Source organism: Archangium sp. (assembly GCF_036389735.1).
In the GTDB taxonomy this organism is placed as follows: Bacteria; Myxococcota; Myxococcia; order Myxococcales; family Myxococcaceae; genus Archangium.
Genome location: NZ_DASVWK010000937.1, coordinates 1 through 21,894, shown reverse-complemented (window position 1 = coordinate 21,894; position 21,894 = coordinate 1). Strand labels below are relative to the sequence as shown.

At 71.8% G+C, this 21,894-nt stretch carries 12 protein-coding genes; 3 read left to right on the top strand and 9 right to left on the bottom strand.

What is annotated here, in order from left to right; all coding sequences use genetic code 11:
• Positions 1 to 77: 77 nt before the first annotated feature.
• Genes VF794_RS33275 through VF794_RS33265 form a run of 3 tightly spaced genes read right to left on the bottom strand, consistent with a single transcriptional unit; the run spans position 78 to position 6,748 of the window.
• Positions 78 to 2,345, bottom strand: coding sequence for a HAMP domain-containing sensor histidine kinase (locus VF794_RS33275; RefSeq protein ID WP_331117145.1), 2,268 nt, complete (start codon positions 2,343 to 2,345; stop codon positions 78 to 80).
• The gene (locus tag VF794_RS33270) at positions 2,345 to 5,491 is read right to left on the bottom strand and encodes an efflux RND transporter permease subunit (RefSeq protein ID WP_331117144.1); all 3,147 of its coding nucleotides are present in this window, start codon (positions 5,489 to 5,491) and stop codon (positions 2,345 to 2,347) included. Before VF794_RS33270 ends, VF794_RS33275 begins: the two co-directional genes overlap by 1 nt.
• Before the next feature lie 36 nt (positions 5,492 to 5,527).
• Positions 5,528 to 6,748 (bottom strand): efflux RND transporter periplasmic adaptor subunit, encoded by a 1,221-nt coding sequence (locus VF794_RS33265; RefSeq protein ID WP_331117143.1) that lies wholly within the window; start codon positions 6,746 to 6,748, stop codon positions 5,528 to 5,530.
• Between the two features lie 195 nt (positions 6,749 to 6,943).
• On the opposite strand from VF794_RS33265, the gene VF794_RS33260 reads away from it, so the two are divergent.
• Positions 6,944 to 8,509, top strand: coding sequence for a CehA/McbA family metallohydrolase (locus VF794_RS33260; RefSeq protein ID WP_331117142.1), 1,566 nt, complete (start codon positions 6,944 to 6,946; stop codon positions 8,507 to 8,509).
• On the opposite strand, the gene VF794_RS33255 is transcribed toward VF794_RS33260, so the two are convergent.
• The 6 genes from VF794_RS33255 to VF794_RS33230 form a co-directional block, all read right to left on the bottom strand.
• Positions 8,503 to 10,524 (bottom strand): TonB-dependent receptor domain-containing protein, encoded by a 2,022-nt coding sequence (locus tag VF794_RS33255; protein WP_331117141.1) that lies wholly within the window; start codon positions 10,522 to 10,524, stop codon positions 8,503 to 8,505. The genes VF794_RS33260 and VF794_RS33255 overlap by 7 nt on opposite strands.
• Before the next feature lie 27 nt (positions 10,525 to 10,551).
• The gene (locus tag VF794_RS33250; RefSeq protein ID WP_331117140.1) at positions 10,552 to 11,973 is read right to left on the bottom strand and encodes a hypothetical protein; all 1,422 of its coding nucleotides are present in this window, start codon (positions 11,971 to 11,973) and stop codon (positions 10,552 to 10,554) included.
• Positions 11,974 to 12,013: 40 nt separating this feature from the next.
• A complete protein-coding gene (locus VF794_RS33245; RefSeq protein WP_331117139.1) occupies positions 12,014 to 12,967 on the bottom strand; it encodes an ADYC domain-containing protein in 954 nt (317 codons plus the stop codon).
• Between the two features lie 136 nt (positions 12,968 to 13,103).
• Entirely contained in the window at positions 13,104 to 16,877 is a 3,774-nt protein-coding gene (locus tag VF794_RS33240; RefSeq protein ID WP_331117138.1) for a bifunctional serine/threonine-protein kinase/formylglycine-generating enzyme family protein, read from the bottom strand.
• 19 nt (positions 16,878 to 16,896) lie between these two features.
• The gene (locus VF794_RS33235) at positions 16,897 to 17,364 is read right to left on the bottom strand and encodes a response regulator (protein WP_414640996.1); all 468 of its coding nucleotides are present in this window, start codon (positions 17,362 to 17,364) and stop codon (positions 16,897 to 16,899) included.
• Positions 17,365 to 17,559: 195 nt separating this feature from the next.
• Positions 17,560 to 19,233: a carboxypeptidase-like regulatory domain-containing protein gene (locus tag VF794_RS33230; protein WP_331117137.1), complete on the bottom strand. Its 1,674-nt coding sequence runs from the start codon at positions 19,231 to 19,233 to the stop codon at positions 17,560 to 17,562.
• A gap of 75 nt (positions 19,234 to 19,308) precedes the next feature.
• On the opposite strand from VF794_RS33230, the gene VF794_RS33225 reads away from it, so the two are divergent.
• Both VF794_RS33225 and VF794_RS33220 read left to right on the top strand, forming a co-directional pair.
• A complete protein-coding gene (locus tag VF794_RS33225) occupies positions 19,309 to 19,758 on the top strand; it encodes an HIT family protein (protein ID WP_331117136.1) in 450 nt (149 codons plus the stop codon).
• Positions 19,759 to 19,859: 101 nt separating this feature from the next.
• On the top strand, positions 19,860 to 21,894 hold a 2,035-nt coding region (locus VF794_RS33220; protein WP_331117135.1), incomplete at its 3' end, for a PEGA domain-containing protein.

The window sequence follows — 21,894 nt, the reverse complement described above, 5'->3', positions numbered from 1 at the left end:
TACCCCTGAAATGGCTTCGGGGTGGCAGTCTGGCATACCCTTTCGACCTGTTCGAAAAAGGATGCTTGCCCGCCCGCTCAGTGTACGGGGGACTCGGGGGTCCTCTCCCGCTCGACCGAGAGGGAGGCACGCGGAAGGGTGAAGGAGAAGGTGCTCCCCTGCCCCTCCTCGCTCCGCACCTCCAGCCAGCCCCCGTGGGCCTCGACAATCCCCCGGCTGATGAAGAGGCCCAGCCCCGTGCCCTGCCGCGCCGTCCGCTGGGCCTGCCAGAAGGGCTCGAAGAGGTGGGGCAATACCTCGGCGGGCATGCCCGGGCCCGTGTCGCGCACGAAGAAGCGCACGAAGTCCCCCTCGGGCGCCACCTCCACCGTCACCATGCCCCCCTCGGGGGTGAACTTGAGGGCGTTGCCCACCAGGTTGGACAGCACCTGGAAGACGCGGTCCCGGTCGCAACGCACCCATACCCGCTCCCGACACAGCCTCGTGCGCAGCTCGATCCGCTTCTGGATGGCCAGCGGCTCGAGCAGCACCAGGCCCTCGCGCACCAGGTCATCCGCCGCGCTGCGCCCCAGCTCCAGCTTGAGCTGGCCGGCGTGGATGCTGGCCATGTCCAGCAGGTCCCGGATGAGCCGGTCCATCCGCTCCACCGAGCGCTCGATGGTGCGGGTGTGGTTGCGCATCCGCTCGCCCTGCTCGCCCTCGGGGAGGAGCCGCCGCAGCAATTGCGCGCTCAGCGAGATGCTGCCCAGCGGGTTCTTCAGGTCATGGCTCACGATGGCCAGCACCTCCTCGCGGGTGCGCACCGCCTGCTGGGCCTCGTGGAAGAGCCGGGCGTTCTCCACCGCCACCGCCGCCCGGCGACCGAACTCCTCCGCCAGCGAGAGGTCCGCCTCGCTGAAGCGCCGCTCGGGCCGGGAGGAGACGAAGGTGAGCACGCCGAAGGACTCCCCGTGCGCCAGGAGCGGGACGAGCATGGCCGAGCGCGCCCCCAGCACGTGCAGCGGCTCCACCTCCCTCACGCCCAGCACCCGCGCGAGCCGCCGCGGGCCCTCCACCTCCGAGAGCAGCACGCGCCGTCCCGTGCTCAGCACCCGCGCCAGGGTGTCGGGTGCCTCCGGGTCCGTCGGGTGCCGGTCCGAGAGCGTCGGGAGCAGCCGGGTCCGCGCCTCGTCCACGTGGGCGCCCGCCACCTGCCGCGTGGTGCCGCCCGGCTCCAGCAGGTCCACCACGCACCAGTCCCCGAGCCGCGGCACCGCGAGCTGGGTGAGGGTGGCGAGTGTCTCCGCCTCGTCCAGCGAGGCCGACATGGAGACACCCGCCTCGGAGAGGAAGCGCTGGGCCGAGGCGAGCGCGCTGGCCTCCTGCTCGGCGCACTCGGCGCGGGAGCGCTCGCGCTGCTGGGCGGCGGCCTCGGCGCGCGCGGCCTGCTCCCGGGCCACCAGCCGGATCCGCTCCTCCTCGTCCCGCAGGCGCCGGGCCTCCTCTCGGTCCAGCGCGAACGCGGCCCCCCATACCAGCGCGGTGAAGGCGACGACGTTGCCCGTGGCGATGAGCGCCAGGGCGAAGGGCAGCGCGAAGGCCTCGGCCCGGTAGCCCGCCAGCACCAACCCGCCCAGGATGATGGGCAGGGTGAGCGCCGGCAGCAGCAGCCAGCGCGAGAGCACGCCGCCCAGGCCCGAGTGGGTGACGACGCGCATGAAGCCGTCGTTCGGGCGGGCATTGAAGACCCCGAACGCCAGCAGCAGGAAGCACACCGTGGTGTGGACCGCCATCTGCGCGTAGCGGCTGATGCCGGGGAACTCCTCTTGTCCGTAGAGGTAGCCCACGAAGCCCACCATCGCGATGAGGCCCGCGAGCACCGCCAGGATTTGCGAGGGCCAGCCCACCAGCAACGTCCGCACATCGATGCACAGGAGCGCCAGTCCGAGCAGGACGAAGCAGAGGGCCGAGTTGGGGCCCATGCGCCCCGGATGGCCGAGGCCCGCGCTCGGGGAGGCGTCCTGGATGAGGAGCTGATCAACTCCGAGGTCCACGTCGAAGAGGTACTGGGCGAGCGTCAGGCCGGCGAGGAGGATGACGAGCCCCGCGCCCGCCCGCGCGGCCCACCGCACGTAGGGCGTGCGCTGGGGAAGGCCCGTCAGCACCAGCGTGGCCCCGGAGAGCACGAAGCACAGGGCCGTGTTGACCTTCATGGTGGGAAGGCCCGGCCTCAGGCTCTGGAGGGTGGTGATGTCGAGCAGCCATGCGATGAAGACCACGACACCCACGAGCACGACGAGCCCTCCCTGGATCAGGGAGAGCCTCCGCAGGAGCCCGTACAACCGCGCATGGACCTTCTTTTCCATCAGGAGGACCCGTGTGCCGGCTCGCGCTTGCGCCGCTCCGAGCCGCCCCGGAGCTTGCCCAGCGCCCACGTGCGAAAGTCGTGGAGGATCTCGTACACCGTCGGAATCACCAGCAGTGTCAGCAGCGTGGAGGTGATGACGCCGCCGATGACGGCGCGTCCCAGCGGCGCCCGGAAGTCCCCGCCCTCCCCCGCTCCCAACGCCACCGGAATCATGCCGGCGATGAGGGCGAAGGTCGTCATCATGATGGGCCGCAGGCGGATGCGCCCCGCCTCGATGAGCGCCTCGCGCATCGGCTTGCCCCGTTCGTGCGCCCACTTGGCGAAGTCGATGAGCAGGATGGCGTTCTTGGCGACGATCCCCATCAACAGGATGACGCCGATGAGGCTCATGATGTTGAGCGTGTCCCCCGCGATGAGCAGCGCCCCCACCACGCCGATGAGCGACAGCGGCAGCGACAGGAGGATGGCCAGCGGATCCAGGAACGAGCCGAACTGCATGACCAGGATGAGGTACATGAGCAGCACCGCCACCGCGAGCGCGAGGAAGACACGGCCGAACACCTCGGCCTGGTCGCGTGCCTCGCCGCCCTCACCCAGCTCGTAGCCCGGCGGAAGCCGCACCTTGTCCACCTGCGCGCGGATGTCCGTCATCACCTCCGACAGCGAGCGTCCCTGCACGTTGGCCTGGATGTTGATGACCTTCTCGCGGTTGAGGTGGTTGATCTGCGCGGGCCCCACCGTCTCGCGGATGCGCGCCACCTGGCCCAGGGGCACCAGCGCCGCCGTGCCGCCCGGCCCCCCACCCACCAGCAGCGGGAGCTGCTCCAGGTCGCTCGGGCGCATGCGGGACTCGGGGGCCAGCCGCACCGTCACGTCGCGCGTCTCGCCGGAGGGGTCCACCCAGTCTCCCGAGTCCACTCCCGCGAAGGCCGCGCGCAGCGACTGCGCCACCTGGGCCACGGTCACGTTGAGCCGGCCCGCCACCCCGCGGTCCACCTCCACCTCCAGCTCCGGCTTCTGCCCGCGCGTGGACAGGCCCACGTCCACCGCGCCCGGCACTTTCCGCACCTCGCGGCGCACCTGCTCGGCCAGCCGCGTCAGCTCCCGCGCGTCCGGGCCGCGCAGCTCCAATTGAATCGACTTGAAGGCCCCACCGAAGCCACTGGTGAAGACGGACACCTCCGCGCCCCCCACGCGCGACAGCTCCTGTCTCAGGGTGGCGCCGAGCGCTCCCTGGCTCACCTCGCGCTCGGCCTTCGGCTTGAGCCGCACGTACACCTGGGCCTGGTCCACGCCCGGCGCGCGCAGCGGCAGCGGGGTGCCGATGGTGGTGAAGGTATAGGCCACCTCCGGGTGGCTCCGCGCGATGCGGCTCACCTCCTCCACCTTGCGCCGCGTGTACTCCAGGCTGGAGCCCGCGGGCGTCTCCACCAGCATTTCCAGCTCGGCGCGGTCGCTCTCCGGGACGAAGCCCGCCCCACCCACCGTGGCCTGGAGCACCACCGCCCCCACCAGCGAGCCCACCGCCAGCAGCACCATGGCCAGCCGGTGGTCCAGCGCCCAGGCGATGACGCCCTTGTACCGGTCCGCCTGCCGGTCGAACCAGTGGTTGAAGCGCGACAGCACCCGGGAGATGGGCCCCTTGCGCGCCCCCTTCTCCACCGCCGGGTCCGGCCAGTACGCCGACAGCATCGGGTCCAACGAGAAGCTCACGAAGAGCGACACCAGCACCGAGCAGGCGATGGTGAGGGCGAACGGCTTGAACCACTGCCCGGCCACCCCGTACATGAAGGCCACCGGGACGAACACCGCCACGATGGAGAACGTCGTCGCCGCCACCGCGAGGCCAATCTCGCTCGTGCCCTCGCGCGAGGCCGTGTAGTGGTCCTTCCCCATCTCGATGTGGCGCACGATGTTCTCGCGCACCACGATGGCGTCGTCGATGAGGATGCCGATGGCCAGCGTGAGGCCCAGCAGCGACATGGTGTTGAGCGTGAAGCCGAACACCCAAACGCTGACGAAGGCGGCCAGCACGCTCACCGGCAGCGCCAGGCCGGTAATCACCGTCGAGCGCCACGAGTTGAGGAAGAGGAACACCACCAGCACCGTGAGGAGCGCGCCCTCCAGCAGCGCGGACTGCACGTTCTCCACCGCCGCTTCCACCCGGACGCCCGCGTCGCGCACCAGCTCCATCTTCACGCCCGGGGGCAGCTTGCCCTGGAGGGCGGCGATGCGCTCACGGACGGCATCGGACACCTCGGTGGTGCTGTAGCCCTTGGCCTTGAGGATGTCGATGCCCACCGCCTCGCGCTCGCCGTAGAGGGCCAGGGTGCGGGGGTCCTCGGTGCCATCCACCACCTTCGCCACCTGGCCGAGCCGGATGGGCTGGCCGTTGCGCTCGGCCACCACCACGCGCGAGAAGTCCTCGGGCTTCTCCAGCCGGCCCTTGAGGCGGATGGTGGTCTCCTCCATCGGAGAGTCCAGCCGGCCCACGGGCGCGGCGAGGTTCTGCGCCTGGAGCGCCTGCACCACCTGCGCGATGCTCAGCCCCGCGGCCCGCAGTGCCGCCGGTTGCACGAGCACCGTCATCTCCCGCTCGATGCCGCCCACCACCGAGGCCTGGGCCACGCCTGGAATGGAGCGCAGCTCGCCCACGATGCCCGGGTCCACCAGCCGGGTGAGCGCCGTGGCTGGCAGCGTGTCCGAGGTGATGGCCAGTGAGACGATGGGCATGTCCGCCGGGTCGAAGCGCGTGAGGACGGGCTCCTCCATCTCCAGGGGCAGGTCGTTGCGCTTGCTGGAGATGGCATCGCGCACGTCCTGGGAGGCCTGCTGCAGGTCCTTCTCGAAGTCGAAGAAGATGGTGAACTGCGCGAGGCCATCGGTGGCGCTGGAGGTGGACTGCGCGGCATCCACTCCACTGATGCTGAAGAGGGCGTCCTCGATGGGCTCCACCAGCTCGCGCTCGACCACGTCCGGTGAGGCGCCCGGGTAGACGATGGTGACGTTGATGATGGGCTGCTGCACGTCCGGGAACTCGTCCGTGCGCAGCGCCACCAGCGCCACGAGGCCGAACACCACCAGCGCCACCATGGCGGTGATGGTGACGATGGGCTTCTTGATGGCGAAATCGGAGATGAACACGAAGGCTCTCCTACGGCGGGAAGGTGGGCGCGCGGCTCAACGGGGCTGGGGCTGCTGGGGTTGCTGGGGCTCCTCCGGTGGAGCCCCCGCGCCACCCACGCCCGGCTCGGACTCCCCGGGTCGCTCGGGCCGCACCTCCACGCGCGTGCCCTCCGTCAGGTCCTGCGCCGAGCCGCGCACCAGGACGTCTCCCGCTTGAGCGCCGGAGCGCAGTTCCACCAGGCGCTGCACCTCGTCCGTCATGCCCAACGTCACCGGCACGCGCTCCAGCTTCCCGTCCTTCACGCGCAGCACCGTGGCCGGCTCGGCGCGTGTGTCCACCGCGGACACGGGGATCGCGGGCACCTCGCGCCGGAGCGCCGCCACCCGCCCCTCGGCGAACAGCCCGGTGAGCAGCGCCTGCTCGGTGTTGGGCAGGGTGACGTAGAGGCGCACCTGGCCCGTGGCCGGATCCACCGCGGGGTTGATGCGCTCGATGCGCCCCTGGAAGGAGCGGTCACCATAGCCGCCAACGGTGAAGTCCACTCCGGAGCCCGTCTTCAGCGCACTGAGCTGCGCGGCGGGGACGGAGGCCTCCAACCGCATGCTGGTGGGGTCGATGACGGTGTAGAGCGGCGTGCCGGGCTGGACGATGTCACCCGCGCTGGCGTGGCGCTCGCTCACCACCCCGTTGAAGGGGGCGACGAGGCGGGTGCGTCCCACCTGCTGGCGAGAGAGCGCCAGACGCGCCTGGGCCTCCGAGAGCTGGGCCTCGGCCTGGGCCCGCGCGAGCTGCGCCCGCTCGAGGTCTCGCCGGGTGATGACGCCCGCGTTGGCCAGCTGGCGGTTGCGCTGCTCCTCGGCGCGGGCCACCCGCACGGCGTTGCGCGCCACCCGCACCGCGGTGCGCGCGGCGAGGAGCTGGTCCTGCTGCGAGACGTCCTGGATGCGCGCGAGGAGCTGGCCCTTCTTCACCTTCTGCCCCTGCTCGACCTTCATCTCCAGCACGGCGCCCTGGACCTCGGCCCGCATGGTGGCGGCGCGCCGGGCCTGGAGCGTTCCGGAGAGGACGGGCCCTTCCTGGAGCTCGCGCGACTCCACCCGCACCACGTCCTCCGGCCCCAGCACCACCGGGGCCTCCTCCCGTGGCGCCGGTACCTCCGCGTCGCCTCGCTGGCAACCCGCGAGCGCCACCACCCCCAGCACCACGAGGAACCCGCACGCACCTGCCCCGCGTGGGGCGGGCCCTCTCCCCGCTCCCCGGTTTCTCGTGCTCACGTTCACGCCGCTCCACCTCCTGGTACTCGGGGTGGAATGCGCATGATGTGGTGAGAGCGCATCCCAGAGCCCTCCGGGTAGAGCGCGCCCAACGTTTATGTGAGTCCGCCTGCTTGGAGTGGGAGCGCTCCGTGGTGTGGCGAGCTGGCGGGCGAGCCACTGCCCGCCCCGTCGATCGGGTAGGCTCCACGCCCCGTGCGTACCCTCTTCCCGTCCTCCTGCACGTTGCTCGTCTGTCTTCTCGCCTGGACTCCCGCCCTCGCCGGGCCGCTGGTGCTGGAGGGAGAAGTGCCCACCGCGGGCAGCTTCTTCGACGTCCCCTTCGAGGTGCCCCCGGGCACGGTGGAGCTGGAGGTGCGCCACAGCGACCTCGCCAGCGAGAACATCCTCGACTGGGGGCTGGAGGACCCCACCGGCTTCCGCGGCTACGGCGGTGGCAACGAGGAGCCCGCCCTCGTGGGCGAGAGGGCCGCCTCGCGCTCGTACCTCGCTGGCCCCCTGCCCGCGGGCACGTGGAAGGTGACGGTGGGCAAGGCGAAGATTGGCAAGACGCCCGCGCGCTACCGCATCGAGGTGCACCTGCGCACCCAGGCCACGCTCGCGCCCCAGCCCGAGCGCCAACCCTACCATCCCGCCAGCGCACTCTCCTCCCAGGCCCGCTGGTACGCGGGCGACTTCCATGTCCACTCGCGCGAGAGCGGTGATGCCCGGCCATCGCTGGATGAGATCGCCCGCTTCGCGCGTGGCCGAGGGCTCGACTTCGTCGTGCTCACCGAGCACAACACCACCTCCACACTCGACTTCCTCGTGGACACCCAGGCGCGCCACCCCGAGCTGCTGCTGGTGCCCGGTATCGAGTACACCACCTACCAGGGCCACGCGAACGCCATCGGCGCCACCGGCTACGTGTCCCCGCGCGTGGGCGAGGGTCTCTCCCTCGAGGACGCGGTGGACACCTTCCACCAGCAGGGCGCCCTCTTCTCCATCAACCACCCCACCTATGACCTGGGCGACTTGTGCATCGGCTGTGCGTGGCAGCACGCCGTGCCGCCGGGTGGCGTGGACGCCGTGGAGGTGGGCAACCCCGAGTGGGAGAAGCTGGGGAGGTTCTTCTCCGAGGGCGCCATCGGCTACTGGGACTGGCTGCTCTCACAGGGGCACCACGCCGCGGCGCTCGGTGGCAGCGACGACCACCGCGCCGGGGTGGAGCTGGACTTCAAGCAGAGCCCCATCGGCAGCCCCACCACCCTGGTGTACGCGCGCGAGCTGAGCGTCGCCGCGCTGCTGGAGGGCCTGCGCAACGGTCGCACCGTGGTGAAGCTCCAGGGACCGGAGGATCCCCTGGTGGAGCTGACGAGCAGCGTGACGCCCACCGGCGACACCGTGCTCGCCGAGGGCACGCGGCTGAGCGCCCGCGTTACTGGCGCCCGGGGGCTCCAGGTGCGCTTCGTCCACAACGGCGTGCGCCTGCCGCTCGTGGAGGTGACGTCGGACGACTTCGTGGTGGAGCGGGAAGTCACCGCGCCCGAGCACGGCGAGGACCGCTTCCGCGTGGAGGTGTGGAGGGAGGGCCGGCCGCGCACCCTCACCAGTCACCTGTGGGTGGCGCGCACCGCCGAGATGCGCGGCGTGCCCGGCCCCGTGCCCCAGGTCCCCGAGCCCACCCACTGTGGCTGTGGCTCGGCGCCGGGCTGGAGCGCGGGACTGCTCGCGCTGGCCGTGGTGGCCCTCTCACGCGGGCGGCGTCGCTCTCCTCAATAGCGCGCCCGGATCCCCAGGGAGGGCAGCGTCACGGGCGGCAGGCCGAAGGGCTTGCGCACCAGCGCGCCCCGCTCGCGCCCGTAGGTGTAGCGGAACGTCTCCTTCGTCAGCGAGAGGTTGAAGACGTCCAGCCATGCCTCCAGCGCCAGCGGCCCCAGCGTGCCCGTCTTGGACACCCGGCCATCCACCCGGAAGTAGCCCGGCAGGCGCGCCACCCTGTCCCGATCCTCCGGCACCCAGCGCGACGTGCCCTGCTCCGGCTCCACCCCCGGGCGCTGCGTGTACGAGAAGAGCAGGCCCCCGGCCTCGGGCGCCCCGGTGTTGTAGTGCAGCGTGGTGCCCACCGTGAGGCCCCACGGCAGCTTCACCACGGCGGACGTGTTGAAGACGTGCGTCTGCTCCAGGGCCGAGGCGAGGGGCACCTCATCCGTGCCGAGCACCCGGCCAGCCTCGTCCCGGCGCTCCACCCGCGTGCGCAGCGTGCGCCGCTGGAAGGTGTAGGAGGCGAGGAGCGACCAGCGCTCGGAGAGCGGCCGCCGCGCCAGGAGTTCCACACCGTAGCCGTGGCCCTCCGCCGCGCGCGACTCCCCGCGCTGCCTCGAGTCATTCGCGAGCACGTCGAAGGCCAGCACGTCCAGGTCCACCGTGCGCAGCAGCGGGTGGACGAACACGTCCGCGCCGAAGGTGAAGCCCGCCGGCCCGCGCACGTCCGCGCCCGCCTCGAATTGCAGGGCCGTCTGCATGCCGAGCCGAAGCCCCGCCGCGTCCATGCCCGGCGCATCCATATAATGGGCCGGCGGCTGGTGCAGGAGTCCTCCGCCCAGGCGCAGCCCCACCGTGTCGGAGAGCCTCGCCCGCGCGTGCAGCCGGGGCTCGAAGACCACCTGGTTCAATGACACCGGTTCCAGGAGGTAGCCCTCCACGCGCAGGCCCGGGGTGAGCCGCCATCGGTCCTCCGTCCACGTGGCCTGTGCATACGCGGCCGCGAACGTGGCGCGCGCGAGGGACTGGAGGACGTCGGTGGTGACCGTGGGACGCTGGGGATCTCCGGGCTCGCCGGGACGAAAGGTGGTGGACTGCTCCACGTCCACGAGCTGGCGCTCCACGTCCGCGCCCGCCTCCACCGCCAGCCGCTGGGAGAGCGCCGCGCGCCAGGACATCCGCACCCCGAGGATGCGCTCGGAGAGCCCCACCGTGAGCCGCGAGGCGTCGCCTCCGGCGTTGGCGCCCAGCGTGTCCCGGCCCCAGGTGACGGCGGCCTCGGCCTCGCCTGGCCCGAGCGGGTGCGTGAGGCGGAGGTCCACACGTTGGAAGGAAGTGCCCAACCGGACGACGTCGCCCTCGCCGCGCAGGCCCGCGTCGTCCGAGCTTCCGAAGGCGAACAGGCGCAGCGAGCCCCGGCCCAGGGCCTGGGTGACACGCGCCTGGTAATCGAAGAGGCCGAGCACCAGCTCCGGGCCCGTGCTCCTCAGGCCGTTGAGGACCGAGGCCGCGAGCCAGGGCGTGTAGGCGAAGCGCCCGGCGAGGGTGAACTCCGTGCCGGTGGAGGTGACGGGTATCTGGGTGAGCAGACCCACGTCGAGCAGGTCGAGGGTGGCCACGGCGCGCACGGTGTCGGTGCTCGGCGCGAGGAGCCGGGCGTCGACGGTGCCGCCCAGCTCACGGCCGAAGCGCGCGGGCGCGGGGCCCCGGTGGAAGTCGAGCCCGGAGACGAGCTCGGGGTGGAGGGTCGCGGGGCCGACCCACAGGTGCTGGAGCTGGGGCACGCGCACGCCGTCCAGGTAGAAGCCCGTGGAGGACGGCGGGGCCCCGCGCACCACGGGCAGGCTCACCCCGGAGACGATGTGGCTCACCCCGGGCAGCACCATGAGGGCGCGCAACGGCTCGCCCCAGGTGCCCGCGAGGTCATGCAGCTCGGAGGACTCGAACGTGAGCGGGGCACCGCTCCCCGGACGCGGCTCCTCGGCCTGGGAGACGGAGCCCACGAGGAGCGCGAGCAGGACACCTGGAGTCATGGGCACGGGATTCAGAGGGGTTGGGGCTCAGTTCGCGGGCAGCGTGGCCAGCAGGCTCGTGTCCACCGGCAGCGAGCGCGTCTTCCACCAGAACGTCGCCGCGTGATTGTTGCCGCTGTCGTGCTTCTGCGTCCACTTGAAGGTGCCCATGCACCCCGTGCCGTTCGTCAGGGTGAACTCCGTCGAGGCGATCGCATGGTCGTCCCCGTCGAAGTACCCCGGGTGCTTGCACACGCCCACCACCTCCAGGTTCTCGTCCTTCTCACCCACCGGGCACGCGCTCCCGATGCTGTAGGTGGACGTCGAGCTCCCATAGGCGATCGACGTCGAGGTGGAGACCGAGCCCGTCGCCGCCACGCGAGGTGAGCTCCGGAAGAGCCACTCCAGCATGCGGTCGCGCGCCGTGGCCACCGCCAGCGAATGTCCGCTGATGCCCGGATCCACGATGGCGCTGTGACAGAACGAGCCGTACTTCACCCCGTGCGAGGGCCTCCACGTCTGGCCCGCCGCGGGCGTCATCCCCGAGCCCACCGCGAGGCCACTGCCCTGCGCGTCCCACGGCAGGGGCCCATCGCTGTAGCCCGTCCACAGCGACGGCGAGCAACTCGCCCACGAGTTGAGCATCAGCGCCCGCTTGTTGCGCACCACCCAGTCCGCCGCCGGGAAGCCCGAGACGTTCCCCGCGTACTCGCACCACCCGTTGCCCATCGAGCACCCGCCGCCGAAGCCGACGATGGGGTCGCCGTTCTTGCACGTGTCCACGAAGCTGGCCGCGCCGACCACGTTGTACTTGCTCGTGCCCAGCGAATCGACCATGCCCTGCACCGACACCACGCCGGCGATGCGCTCCTGCACGCCCCAGTTGTACGTGCCCACGCCGTCCGCGCCCATGTTCGCCGCGACCTCGAAGGCCGCCCGCGCTCCGGAGCTGTGCGCCACCAGGAGGATGTTCTTCGAGCCCGCGGGGAAACGCCGGTTGATCTCCTGCGCCAGCCGGTAGCGCCACTCGAACGCGGTGGTACAGGGCTGCCCCTGCTTGGTGGTGGTGCAGCCCGGGTCCCCCACCTCCCAGTCATCCATGTTCAACGGATCCGTCGAGTCCGACGGGTGGTAGGGCGAGGCCGGCGCCGTATAGAGGTTGGCGTGCGCGCTGCGCGTCACCACCGTCACGCCCGGGTGGCTGGTCTGGTACTCGGCGATGTAGCTGGGGAGCGCGGTGTCGACGGCCGCCTGGAGCTCGTTGAGCGAGTTCGTCGCGTTCCGCCGATCATCCTGACAGCCCTTCACCCCGTGCACGTAGAGGATGTTGAGCTGCACCGTGCCCTGCTGCACCAGGGCGGCGGCCCCGGTGCGTGCCTCCTCGGGAGCGGCGGGCTCCTGCGTCTCGACGGAACCACAGCCCACCGCCCCCACCACGCCCGCCATCATCAGCCAGCCTTGGATTCGCATGGCGCGACCATACGAGCAGGCAGGCGTGCGAGGCGAGGTGCTACGGCGTCTCGCTGCGCAGCAACGTGCCGGTGGAGAAGGCGTCCGGCATGCCGCACTGCGTCTGGGTGCGCGTCTCCTGGCACGACACAGGCGCGGAGGCGCGGTCGTGGTCCGTGAAGCAGCGCGCTCCCTGGGTGTCCCACTCCGCTTCCAGGGCCCAGTTCTCGGTGTCGCGCTGCACGCCCAGTGCGTCGACGATGTTCACCCACTGGCCATTCACGGTGTGCGAGGTGCCATCCCCGCAGTAGTCCGCGCGGAGCAGGCGCGTGCACGCCTGGTGGTGCCGCGCCAGACTCATGCCGTCCACGCTCGCCCAGGGCTTGTAGCCGTAGCGGATGCACTTGGCGATGGCCGCGCCCTCGCACGCGAAGGTGAAGCTCCCGGCGTCGTCGTACTTCGCGCCGCCCACGCCCGGCAGTCCCTCCCGGTAGTCCCAGCGCCCCGCCACGGCGATGGCGTCCACCCCTCGCCCATTCGCGTCCCGGCAGATGGGGTACCAGTGGCCCTTCGTCGGCTCCCGGTAGGTCACCCGGTACGTCCACACGTCCTGGTCCGTCCCCGAGCCCGGGTAGACGGCGTCCACGCGCAGCTCCACCTGCTGGCCATTTCCCAGCTTGCCCGTGAAGCGCGTGTACCGGAAGTCGAGCCCGGACACGTGCCGCCCTCGGAACCGGCCATGGAGCACCGAGCCCTCCAGCCACACGGTGTCGAACGTGCGCGCGTGCTTCGCTCCCGCGTAATCCACCGACACGAGCATCTGGGACAGCTTGTCTCCGTTCAGGTTCGTCCCATTCAGGTTCGTGCCGTTCAGGTTCGTCCCATTCAGGTTCGTCCCGTTGGGTACCGCCAGCGTCGCCTCCTGTTCACCGAGGCGCTCCACCGGCACCTCGCCACCGCATGCCACGACGCCCATGGCCACCACGACGCCACACCACCGCCCGCTCGCTCGCATGTCCCCACCCCTCCAGCAACCCCGGCCCCGACACGCGCGACGGTGTGCAGCGGTCACCCCCCGGGCAAGCCACACATCTCGCACTCAGGCACTTGCACCGTCCAGCCACGGGCACCCACGCGGGCGCCACGCCCCCTCACTCACGCGTGGGCAACGTACTGGAGGGCAGCCCGGCGCACACACGGATGCCCACGTTGATGTCGCGGAAGGTGCGCTCGGGCAGCTCGCGATTGGCCGAGCGGGCCGACGCGACGGCGAAGTAGTAGCTGCCCCCGCGCGCCACCACGCGGCCGGACTCCACCGAGGAGAGCGTCCACTCGAAGGCGTTGCCCGCGAGGTCATCCACGCCAAAGGGGCTGCGGGAAGCGGGATGCGAGCCCACCTCGTCGGGGCCGAAGCCCCCGGGCTCCTTGCCGTAGGTGCGATCGACGTTGGCGTCGTCCAGGGCGAGCGAATCCCCGTGGGGGAACTCGCGCCCATCCTCACCCCGCGTGGCGCGCTCCCACTCGAGCTCCGTGCACATCCGGGCCCCTGGCACCCGGCCCGTCCGGTCCAGCCAGGCCATGTAGGCCTCCGCGTCCTCGAACGAGATGCCCGTGACGGGGAAGCGCAGCCAGTCCTGCTCGGCGCGCCGGTCCCGCTTGAGGTAGCGCAGCTTCTCGCCCGCCCGGACGGTGTAGGGCACGCCCCCGGGCTGGAAGCGCAGCACCCAGGTGCCCCCCACCCGCTCCATCCGCAGCAGGCCGTGGTAGGTCGTGCTCGTGCGCGGCAGGCGGCGGGTGCGCTCCTCGGCGGGCAACGACTCCAGGAAGGTCAGCCACTCCGTATAGGTCGTCTCCCGGCGCGCGATGAGGAAGGCCCCCGTCTCCCGCGGGTGCTGCGGCACGGCGTTGAAGAAGCCGCGCACCCCCGCGTCCGCCGCGCTGCCAAAGAGCACGCGCCCGGGCGGCACATAGACGAAGCCCTCGGGGAGCCGTCCCTCGTGAATCAGCGGCAGGGACAGGCGCCTGCGCTCGCCGCGCGCGAGGCGCACCGGGGCGAACGCGGGCTCGTGGCCCGGGGCCTTCACCAGCAACCGCCAGTCTCCCGGTGGCACCGGCACATCCACCCAGGGCCCCGCGCCCAGGGACAGCGGCTCGCCCACCGTCTCGCGCCCCTCCACGTCCCGCGACACCGGCCGCAGCTCCACCGTCGCGCCCGGTACGCCCACCTCCAGCGTGACGAGGGCGGGCGCCGTCCAGCGCCGCCAGCGCTCCCCCGTCGTGTCGTAGAGCTTCAAGCGTTGCAGCAGCGTCGGCAGCTCGCTGGCCCCCGGCACCCGCTCCACGTGCAGGGCGCTCTCCAGCAGGAAGTCGGCCAGGGCGCCGCGGACATCCTCGCGCGTGGGGTCCAACACCAGCGCATGCTCCAACCGGTCTCCCGCCTCGCCGAGCTGGCGACGCAGCACCGTCTCCGCCGCCATGGCACGGGCCCAGGCCGTCTCGCCCTCGTCCTTGCGGCCCACGGCGAAGAGCCGGAGCGACTCCTCGCGCGCGGCGGCGAAGGAGGCCCGCTCCCGCTCCACGCCCCCCATGGAGACGGAGGCCTCGGCGAGCCACGCGCGCACCGCCGCGTCCCGCTCCCGCGCCTCGCGCAGCCGCACGCCCGAGTAGACGAGCCCCAGCGAGAGGACGAAGCCCACGGCGAGCGCCCGGCGCATGCGGCGGCTGCGCACCACCGTGCGGCGCGAGGCCTCGAGGAAGGCCAGCTCGCGGCGGGTGAGTTCGGCCGGCTCCAGCACGGCGGCCTCGGCGAGCTGGCGCGGGCTCCACAGCATGTCGCGCAGGTGGCCCACGCGCTCCCAGTGGGCGGAGTCGGCCTCCAGCCGGGACTGCACCTCCCGGCGCTCCGAGGCCTCGGTCAGCCAGTGCGCCAGCGTGCCCCAGCCCGACAGGAGCGCCTCGTGGGCCACCTCATAGGAGGTGCCGCCCTCGCCCTCGCGGGCCACCAGCAGGCGCGCGCGCACCAGCGCCTCCAACACCGTGCGGTGGCGCGGATCATCTCCCACCAGCTCCCGGTCCGTCTTGCGCGCCCGGGTGCCCTCCGGGGTGATGAGGCGCAGCAGCACCCCGCGTGCCGCGGTCCGCTGGTCCGGCAGCATGCGCGCCATGGCCGCGTCCGCGTGCCTGGCCAGCGCGCCCACCACGCCGCCCAGCCCGTCCAGCGCGGCCTGGGAGATGACGCCCCCGACCACGTCCCGCGCCTCCCACAGCTCGGCGAGGGCGAACTGGAGCAGCGGCAGCCCGCTCTCCGTCGTCGAGGTGGAGGCCACCAGCGTGTCCACCAGCGTCTCGGACTCGAAGCGCACGCCCGTGGCGCGCGCCGGGCCCACCACCGCCTCGCGAATCTCCTCCGGCCCGAGCGCCCGCAACAGGTAGAGCGCCCCGGGCACCGCCGCGCCCAGCCCCGGTACCGCTGTCAGCCGGGTGAGGAAGTCGCTGCGGCAGGTGGAGAGGACGCGCACGCCGGACACCCCCTCGGCCAGCCCTCCGAGCGCGAGCCCCGCCTGCGCGGCCTCCGCGTCGCCCGCGAGCGTCACCAGCTCCTCGAGCTGATCCACGTAGACGACGAGCCCGGCTTCCGAGCCGAGGTGGGCCCGCACCCGGCGCGCGAGCGCGGTGGGGTCCGCGCGCAGGAAGTCCGCGAGCCCCTCCTCGTCCGTGCCCAGCACGGGGGCGAGCGCGGCGGCGAGCGCGGCGGCGGGACGACGTCCCGGAATCAGCCGCACGCCGCGCCAGCGCCGCCCGTCCTCCAGCGCGCCCTCGACGACGCGGGGCAGCACCCCGGCGAGGCACAGCGAGGACTTGCCCACGCCGGAGTCTCCCGTGACGAGCAGGAAGGGCTCGGCACGCAGCCGATTCAGCACCTCGCGCTGCTCCCGGCGCCGTCCGAAGAAGAGGGCGCGGTGTTCGGCCTCGAAGGCCTGGAGGCCGCGGTAGGGATTGCCCTCGGGCACGGCCTCGACGGCCTCGTCGCGCGAGAGTTGCTCCAGCGCGTCCAGCAGCAGCACGGCGGAGGCGAAGCGCTCCTCGGGCGCCCGGCACAGGCACCGGTCCACCACGGCCGCGAAGGCCGGGTCCACCCTGGGGACGGCCTCGGCCAGGGGCCGCGCGTCTTCCGAGGCCACCACCTTCGACAGCTCCCGCACGCGCACGTCCCGGAAGGGGCCCTGGCCCGCGCACAGCTCGTAGAGCACCATCCCCAGCGAGTACACGTCGCTGCGGGCCGTGTGCTCCTCGCCCGCCCAGGCCTCCGGGGACATGTAGTAGGGCGTGCCCACCAGCATGCCCTCCGGCAGCGAGGGCAGCTCCACGCCCTCCAGCGTGTCCTCCAGCGCCTCCGGCCGCAGTCCCTCCTCCCGGGGCGTGTCCAGGTCCAGCAGCTTGGCCAGCCCGAAGTCCAGCAGCTTCACCTCGCCCGTCTCGGTGAGGATGGCATTGCCCGGCTTGATGTCGCGGTGGAGCACCCCGCGCCGGTGGGCGGCCCCCAGCCCGCGCGCCAGGTCCTTGCCCAGCGCCAGCACGCGCTCCCACGGCAGGGGCCGTGGCAGCCGCTCCAACGAGGTGCCGCGGACGAACTCGGAGATGAGGTAGGGGTGGTTCTCCAGCTGCCCCACCCGGTAGAGGGTGACGACGTTGGGGTGCTGGACGCGCGCGGCGGCGCGGGCCTCCACGAGGAAGCGGGTGAGCGCGCCGGAGCCCAGCGCGCGGACGAACTTCACCGCCACGGGCCGGTCGAGCAGCGTGTCCTGCGCGAGGTACACGCGTCCCGTGGTCCCGTGGCCGATGAGGCGCACGAGGCGGTACTCGTCGAACGCTTCGGGCGGTGTCCACCCGTCAACGTTTGATTTGGAGGCAGGCTGAGGGCCCACGGTTCGTGCCTGGGTGCGACTAGGGCTGGGTCTTCGCCTTGCTGGGCTTGAGCATCCGGTAGATGCGTGCCTCCAGGTCCTGGGGCAGGCACGGCTTGGCGACGAACTCGTCGGCGCCGGCCTGCCTCGCCTGTTCGGCGTTGCCGGCCAGGACATGGCCGCTGAGCGCCATCACGGGAATGTCGCGGGTGCGGAGGTCCTGCTTGAGCCGGCGTGTGGCCTCCCAGCCGTCCATCACCGGCAGGGACAGGTCCATCAGGATGATGTCCGGAAGGGCCCCCTGGGCCTTCTCCACGGCTTCCACCCCGTTGCGGGCCACATCTACCTGGAACCCAACAAATTCGAGGTACTCGGCGTACATCTCCCGGGCATCGTCGAAGTCGTCGACCACGAGCACACGCCTGCGCTCGACCGACGCGTCAGGCCTGCCCGGACCGGCCAGGTCAGCCGTCCTGATTTCGAGGCTTTGCGTGAGCGATGCAGTCATGGCGCGGGGCCCTCGCACAAGGTGGGAACGCCGCTCGATGCTATGCATGGCCCCGTGGATGTGCTCGTTGAGGCCAGGGTCCGGGGGAGACCCCACCCTCAAAACCTGTCACACCCAGGACACTTCACTCACAGCGATGATGACTTGGGGAAAACCGGGCGGCGCACTCCCCGCCCGGGTCTCACCGCGGGAGGCTCACGGCCTGGTGATCGGTGCCTCGATGACCGTCGTCGAGGCAATGGGCGCGCCCCAGGGCGTCTCGTAATAGGCCTGGAGTTCCTCGGTCTGGAAACCTTCGAACCTCAGCTGAATTTTACTGGTCGAGCCAACCGCCACACTGGTCCCACCGGAATACGCGAAGACGAAGCGGCTCGTGACATCGTTGAAGTCGGTGGAATTGATGGGGAACTTCAACGTCGCCGCGTTCTCCCCCACGCACACGTCGGCGGAGGGAGGCGCCGCGGGCGTGACGGAGGTCCCCGTGGAGACCCCGCCCGGGGTGAGGTAGGCCCTGAGGAGCTTCTTGGCGGTCGTGTTCGTCAGCACGCTCTGGCTGAGGTGGAGGGTGACGCACTCCCCCGGATCCAACGAGCCCAGCGTGCCACTGTTGGTCGAGTCCTGGTAGGTGACGCTCGTGACCTGGAGCGGCTTGGGGGACTGGGCCTCCCCACTGATGAAGAAGCCCTTCCACGTCTTGACGCTGCCGTCATACATGGAGGTCGCGCGCAGCAGCAGGTTGTACTCTTGGCCCTCCTTGAGGTCCCCGGGCGCGGGCGTGAGGGTATAGGCATCCCCCGTGGCGTTCGGCGTCACGGTGAGCTCGAGCTTCTTCTGGGCGAACTCGTCCGTGAGGATGGCCAGCAGCGAGTCCTTCGCCACGGGCTGGCTGAAGCCGATGAAGAGGGGGGTGCTGGCGCGGACCATGTTGCGCACCGGCCGCTTCAACAGCTCCGTCTGGGCCTTGGCCGGGTCGTTGTCCGCGAGCTTGACGTAGTTGAGGCTGGGGACGTTGGTGGCCACCACCTGGAAGCCCATGGGGGCGCTGGGGTTCTGCGGGTCCACCGAGCCGGCGTCGTTGCGCGGCAGGGGCAGCTTGATGAGCTGCGAGCTGCCGTACACCATCAGCGTCGAGGCCTCGAACTTCCGGGTATAGCCACCGGCCTCGAACATCCCATCGCCGTTGAGGTCGACCGGATCCACCCACAGCCGGTAGCCACCCGCCTCGGCCCCGAGCTCACCGATGCGCGCCAGCTCCGCCGGAGCGGGCACGTTGGTGAAGGAGACGACGCCCTGGCCATCCGCCCGGGCCGCCACCACCACCGAGCTCACGGCCGTCGCCGCGCCCCCATTGAAGGCGAGGGTGCCGGCGGGAAGGGCCTCGAGGTACGCCTGGGCGTTCGCGGCGGGCTGGCCCGAGGGCGTGACGAGCGTGAAGCGCACGGTGCTCTTCGTCTCGGCGAGGGTGATGGCGCCGAGGTTCGCGTTGGCGTTGTCGAGGGGGACGTTGCCCGCGGCGGAGGGCACGGTGGCGCTGGCGCGCAGCGTGGCGAAGCCGTCCTTGCTCACGGTCACCAGTACCTGGGAGCCGCCCGGCACGTTCTTGAAGGTGAAGTTGCCGGCGCCATCCGTCGTCGCCGTGAAGGGCGCCTCCGCCGTCGCGCTCCCGATGGTCATCGCCACCGAGGCCCCGGAGAGGGGCTCCATCCGGGTGGTCAGCACCTGCCCGGAGACCGTCCCCTTGGGGGGGGCCGGGGTCACCACGGGCACGGGGTCCGGCTCGCGGACCCCGCCGTCGGCGCCGTCCTGGTCGTTCGCCTCCGTGCACCCGATCATCAGCAACGGCAACACGACCGCCCAATGCTTCTTCATCTTGCCCACCTTGGAAGGATACGGAGCGACACTCTCCGACGCGGCCCGGGTGCGTCAACTGGTAGCGTGCGAGCCATGAGCGACGTGGACGTGAACGCCCCCTGCCTCGGCTGTGCCCTCGTGAGCGGAGCCACCCGCCCGGTCGGTGGAGTGCTCGCCCGCTCGGCTGGACTGGTGCTCCACGGCGTGGCCGCTCCGAGCCCCCTGCCCGGTTGGGTGGTGCTCTCCAGCGTGCGGCACGCGCGGGCGCTGTATGACCTCGACGACGAGGCGGCGCGCGAGCTGGGCCCCCTGGCCGCGCGGGTGATGCGGGCCCAGCGCGAGGTGCTGGGCGCCGAGCACGCCTACGCCTTCGCCATTGGCGACGTGCTGCGCCACTTCCACCTGCACCTGGTGCCGCGCTACCGGGACACCCCCCAGCGCCTCTGGGGACGAGGGGCCTTCGAGGCCCGCCCCGAGGACCTCCGCCCCGAGGTGGAGCTGGAGGCGGCGGCCCGGGCCCTGGCGGCGGCCCTCGCCGGCTGAGCACCCCGAGTCCGCCCGCCCGGTCGCCCGGCCGCGCTCCCCGTGCGACTCGTGCTGCCGGTGGGTGGACCTTCCCAGCGCCCGTGAAAGAATGGGGGGCAATGTGCGTGCTCCGTCTCGGCTGCCTCGTCCTTTCCCTGCTGCTCTCCTCCTCCGCCCAGGCCAACAACACCGCGGATGAAGCGGACGTGGCCTTCGAGCTCGGCAACGGCTCCTATGCCCGTGGCCAGTACGTCGAGGCCCTGCGCGCCTACTTCACCAGCTACCGCCTGGTGCCCAACCGCAACGTCCTCTTCAACATCGCCCGCTGCTACGAGGCGCTCGCCCGTTACAACGAGGCCTACCGCTACTACAACGACCTCGCCCAGGAGAACCTGCCCAACGCCGACGAGGCCGAGGTGCGCCGCGCCCTGGAGCGGCTGCGTCCCAAGGTGGCCCTGGTGCGCGTCACCACGGACCCGCCGGGGGCCGAGGTGTTCATGGACCGGGCGGACCTGGGCATCCGGGGCCTGTCGCCCCAGACGCTCGCGCTGACGCCCGGGCGCCACAAGGTGATGGTGCGCAAGGAGGGCTACCGCCCCGCGGAGGAGACCATCCACGTGGCGCGGGGCCGCTCCACCTCGCAGCAGTTCTCGCTCCAGCTCATCACCGGCACGGTGGTGTTCTCCGGCACGCCCGAGGGCGCGGAGGTGCGCGAGGCCCAGGACGGCCCGGTACTGGGGCGGGTGCCCGGCACGCTGCGCTTCACGCCCGGCCGCCATGTGTTGCACGTGCGCGCCGCGGGCCACACCCCGGCCCAGTTGCTGGTGGACGTGCCGGCCGATGGCAGCATCCCCCTCCAGGTGGCCCTGAGTCCGCAGGAGAAGCCCACCGGGCGCCTCATCATCACCGCCAACCGCGACAACGCCGCCGTGCGCGTGGACGGTCGCCCCGCGGGCTTCACCCCCAGCGTCATCACCCTCCCCGAGGGCGAGCACACCCTGGAGGTGGAGAGCCGGGACGTGCGCCCCCTGCGCCAGGCGGTGACGGTGGTGGCCGAGCAGGAGACGCGCGTCCACGCCGACCTGCGCTACGAGCCACCGCCGGTGCGCGCCGCGTCGAAGAACCTGCTGTCCGTGGACGAGGCGCCCGCCTCCATCACCGTCCTGTCCCAGGAGGAGCTGCGCGCCTTCGGCTACACCACGCTGGCCGAGGCCCTGTCCGCCGTGCGCGGCATCTTCATCTCCAACGACCGGACGTACACGTACCTGGGCGTGCGCGGCTTCGCGCCCCCGGGAGACCTCAACACCCGCGTCCTCATCCTCTGGGATGGACACGCCATCAACGACGTGTGGGCCGGCCAGGGCTACTCGGCGAGGGACTTGTCGGTGGACCTGGATGAGGTGGAGCGCATCGAGGTGGTGCGAGGCCCTGGCAGCGCCCTGTACGGTACGGGCGCCTTCTTCGCCGTCATCAACGTGGTGCCGCGCGACTCGCTGGGCGTGGACCGGACGGTGGAGGCCACGGGCTCGGTGGGGGCACTGGGCACCCTGCGACTGCACGGCACCGCGTCGTGGGACAACGGCCGCGACTCCTCGGTGCTGCTGTCCGTGGCGGGGCTGAACATGGACGGCGCGGAGACGACCCGGCTGGGCGAGGCCTTCCCCGTGGTGTCCGGGCTGGACGGGGAGCGGGCCGCCACCGCCTCGCTGCGGGCCCGCTTCGGGGGACTCTCCCTGCATGGCCAGCTGCACGGGCGCCGCAAGCAGATTCCCACCGGTCCCTTCGGCACCGTGCTGGGCGCCAGCGGTACGCAGGTGGAGGACATCCGCGGCTTCCTCGAGGCGCGCTTCGAGAAGCGCTTCAGCGAGCGGCTGAGCCTGTCGCTGCGCGGCGCCTACGATGCCAGCCGCTACCGTGGCTACTGGATGTACTCGGAGTCGGAGGAGTCGGACGAGAACGAGGAGGTCCTGCGGCGCGACACCGACGCGGGCCGCGCCGACTGGCTCACCGCCGAGGCGCGCTTCCTCCTCACTCCCTTCGAGGGCAACCGCCTCACCGTGGGACTGGAGGGGCAGAGCCAGCTGCGCGTGGAGCAGGAGATCTTCGGTGCCCTGGGCAATACCCCGCTGCCCGGCCGGAGCCGCGTGCTGCTTT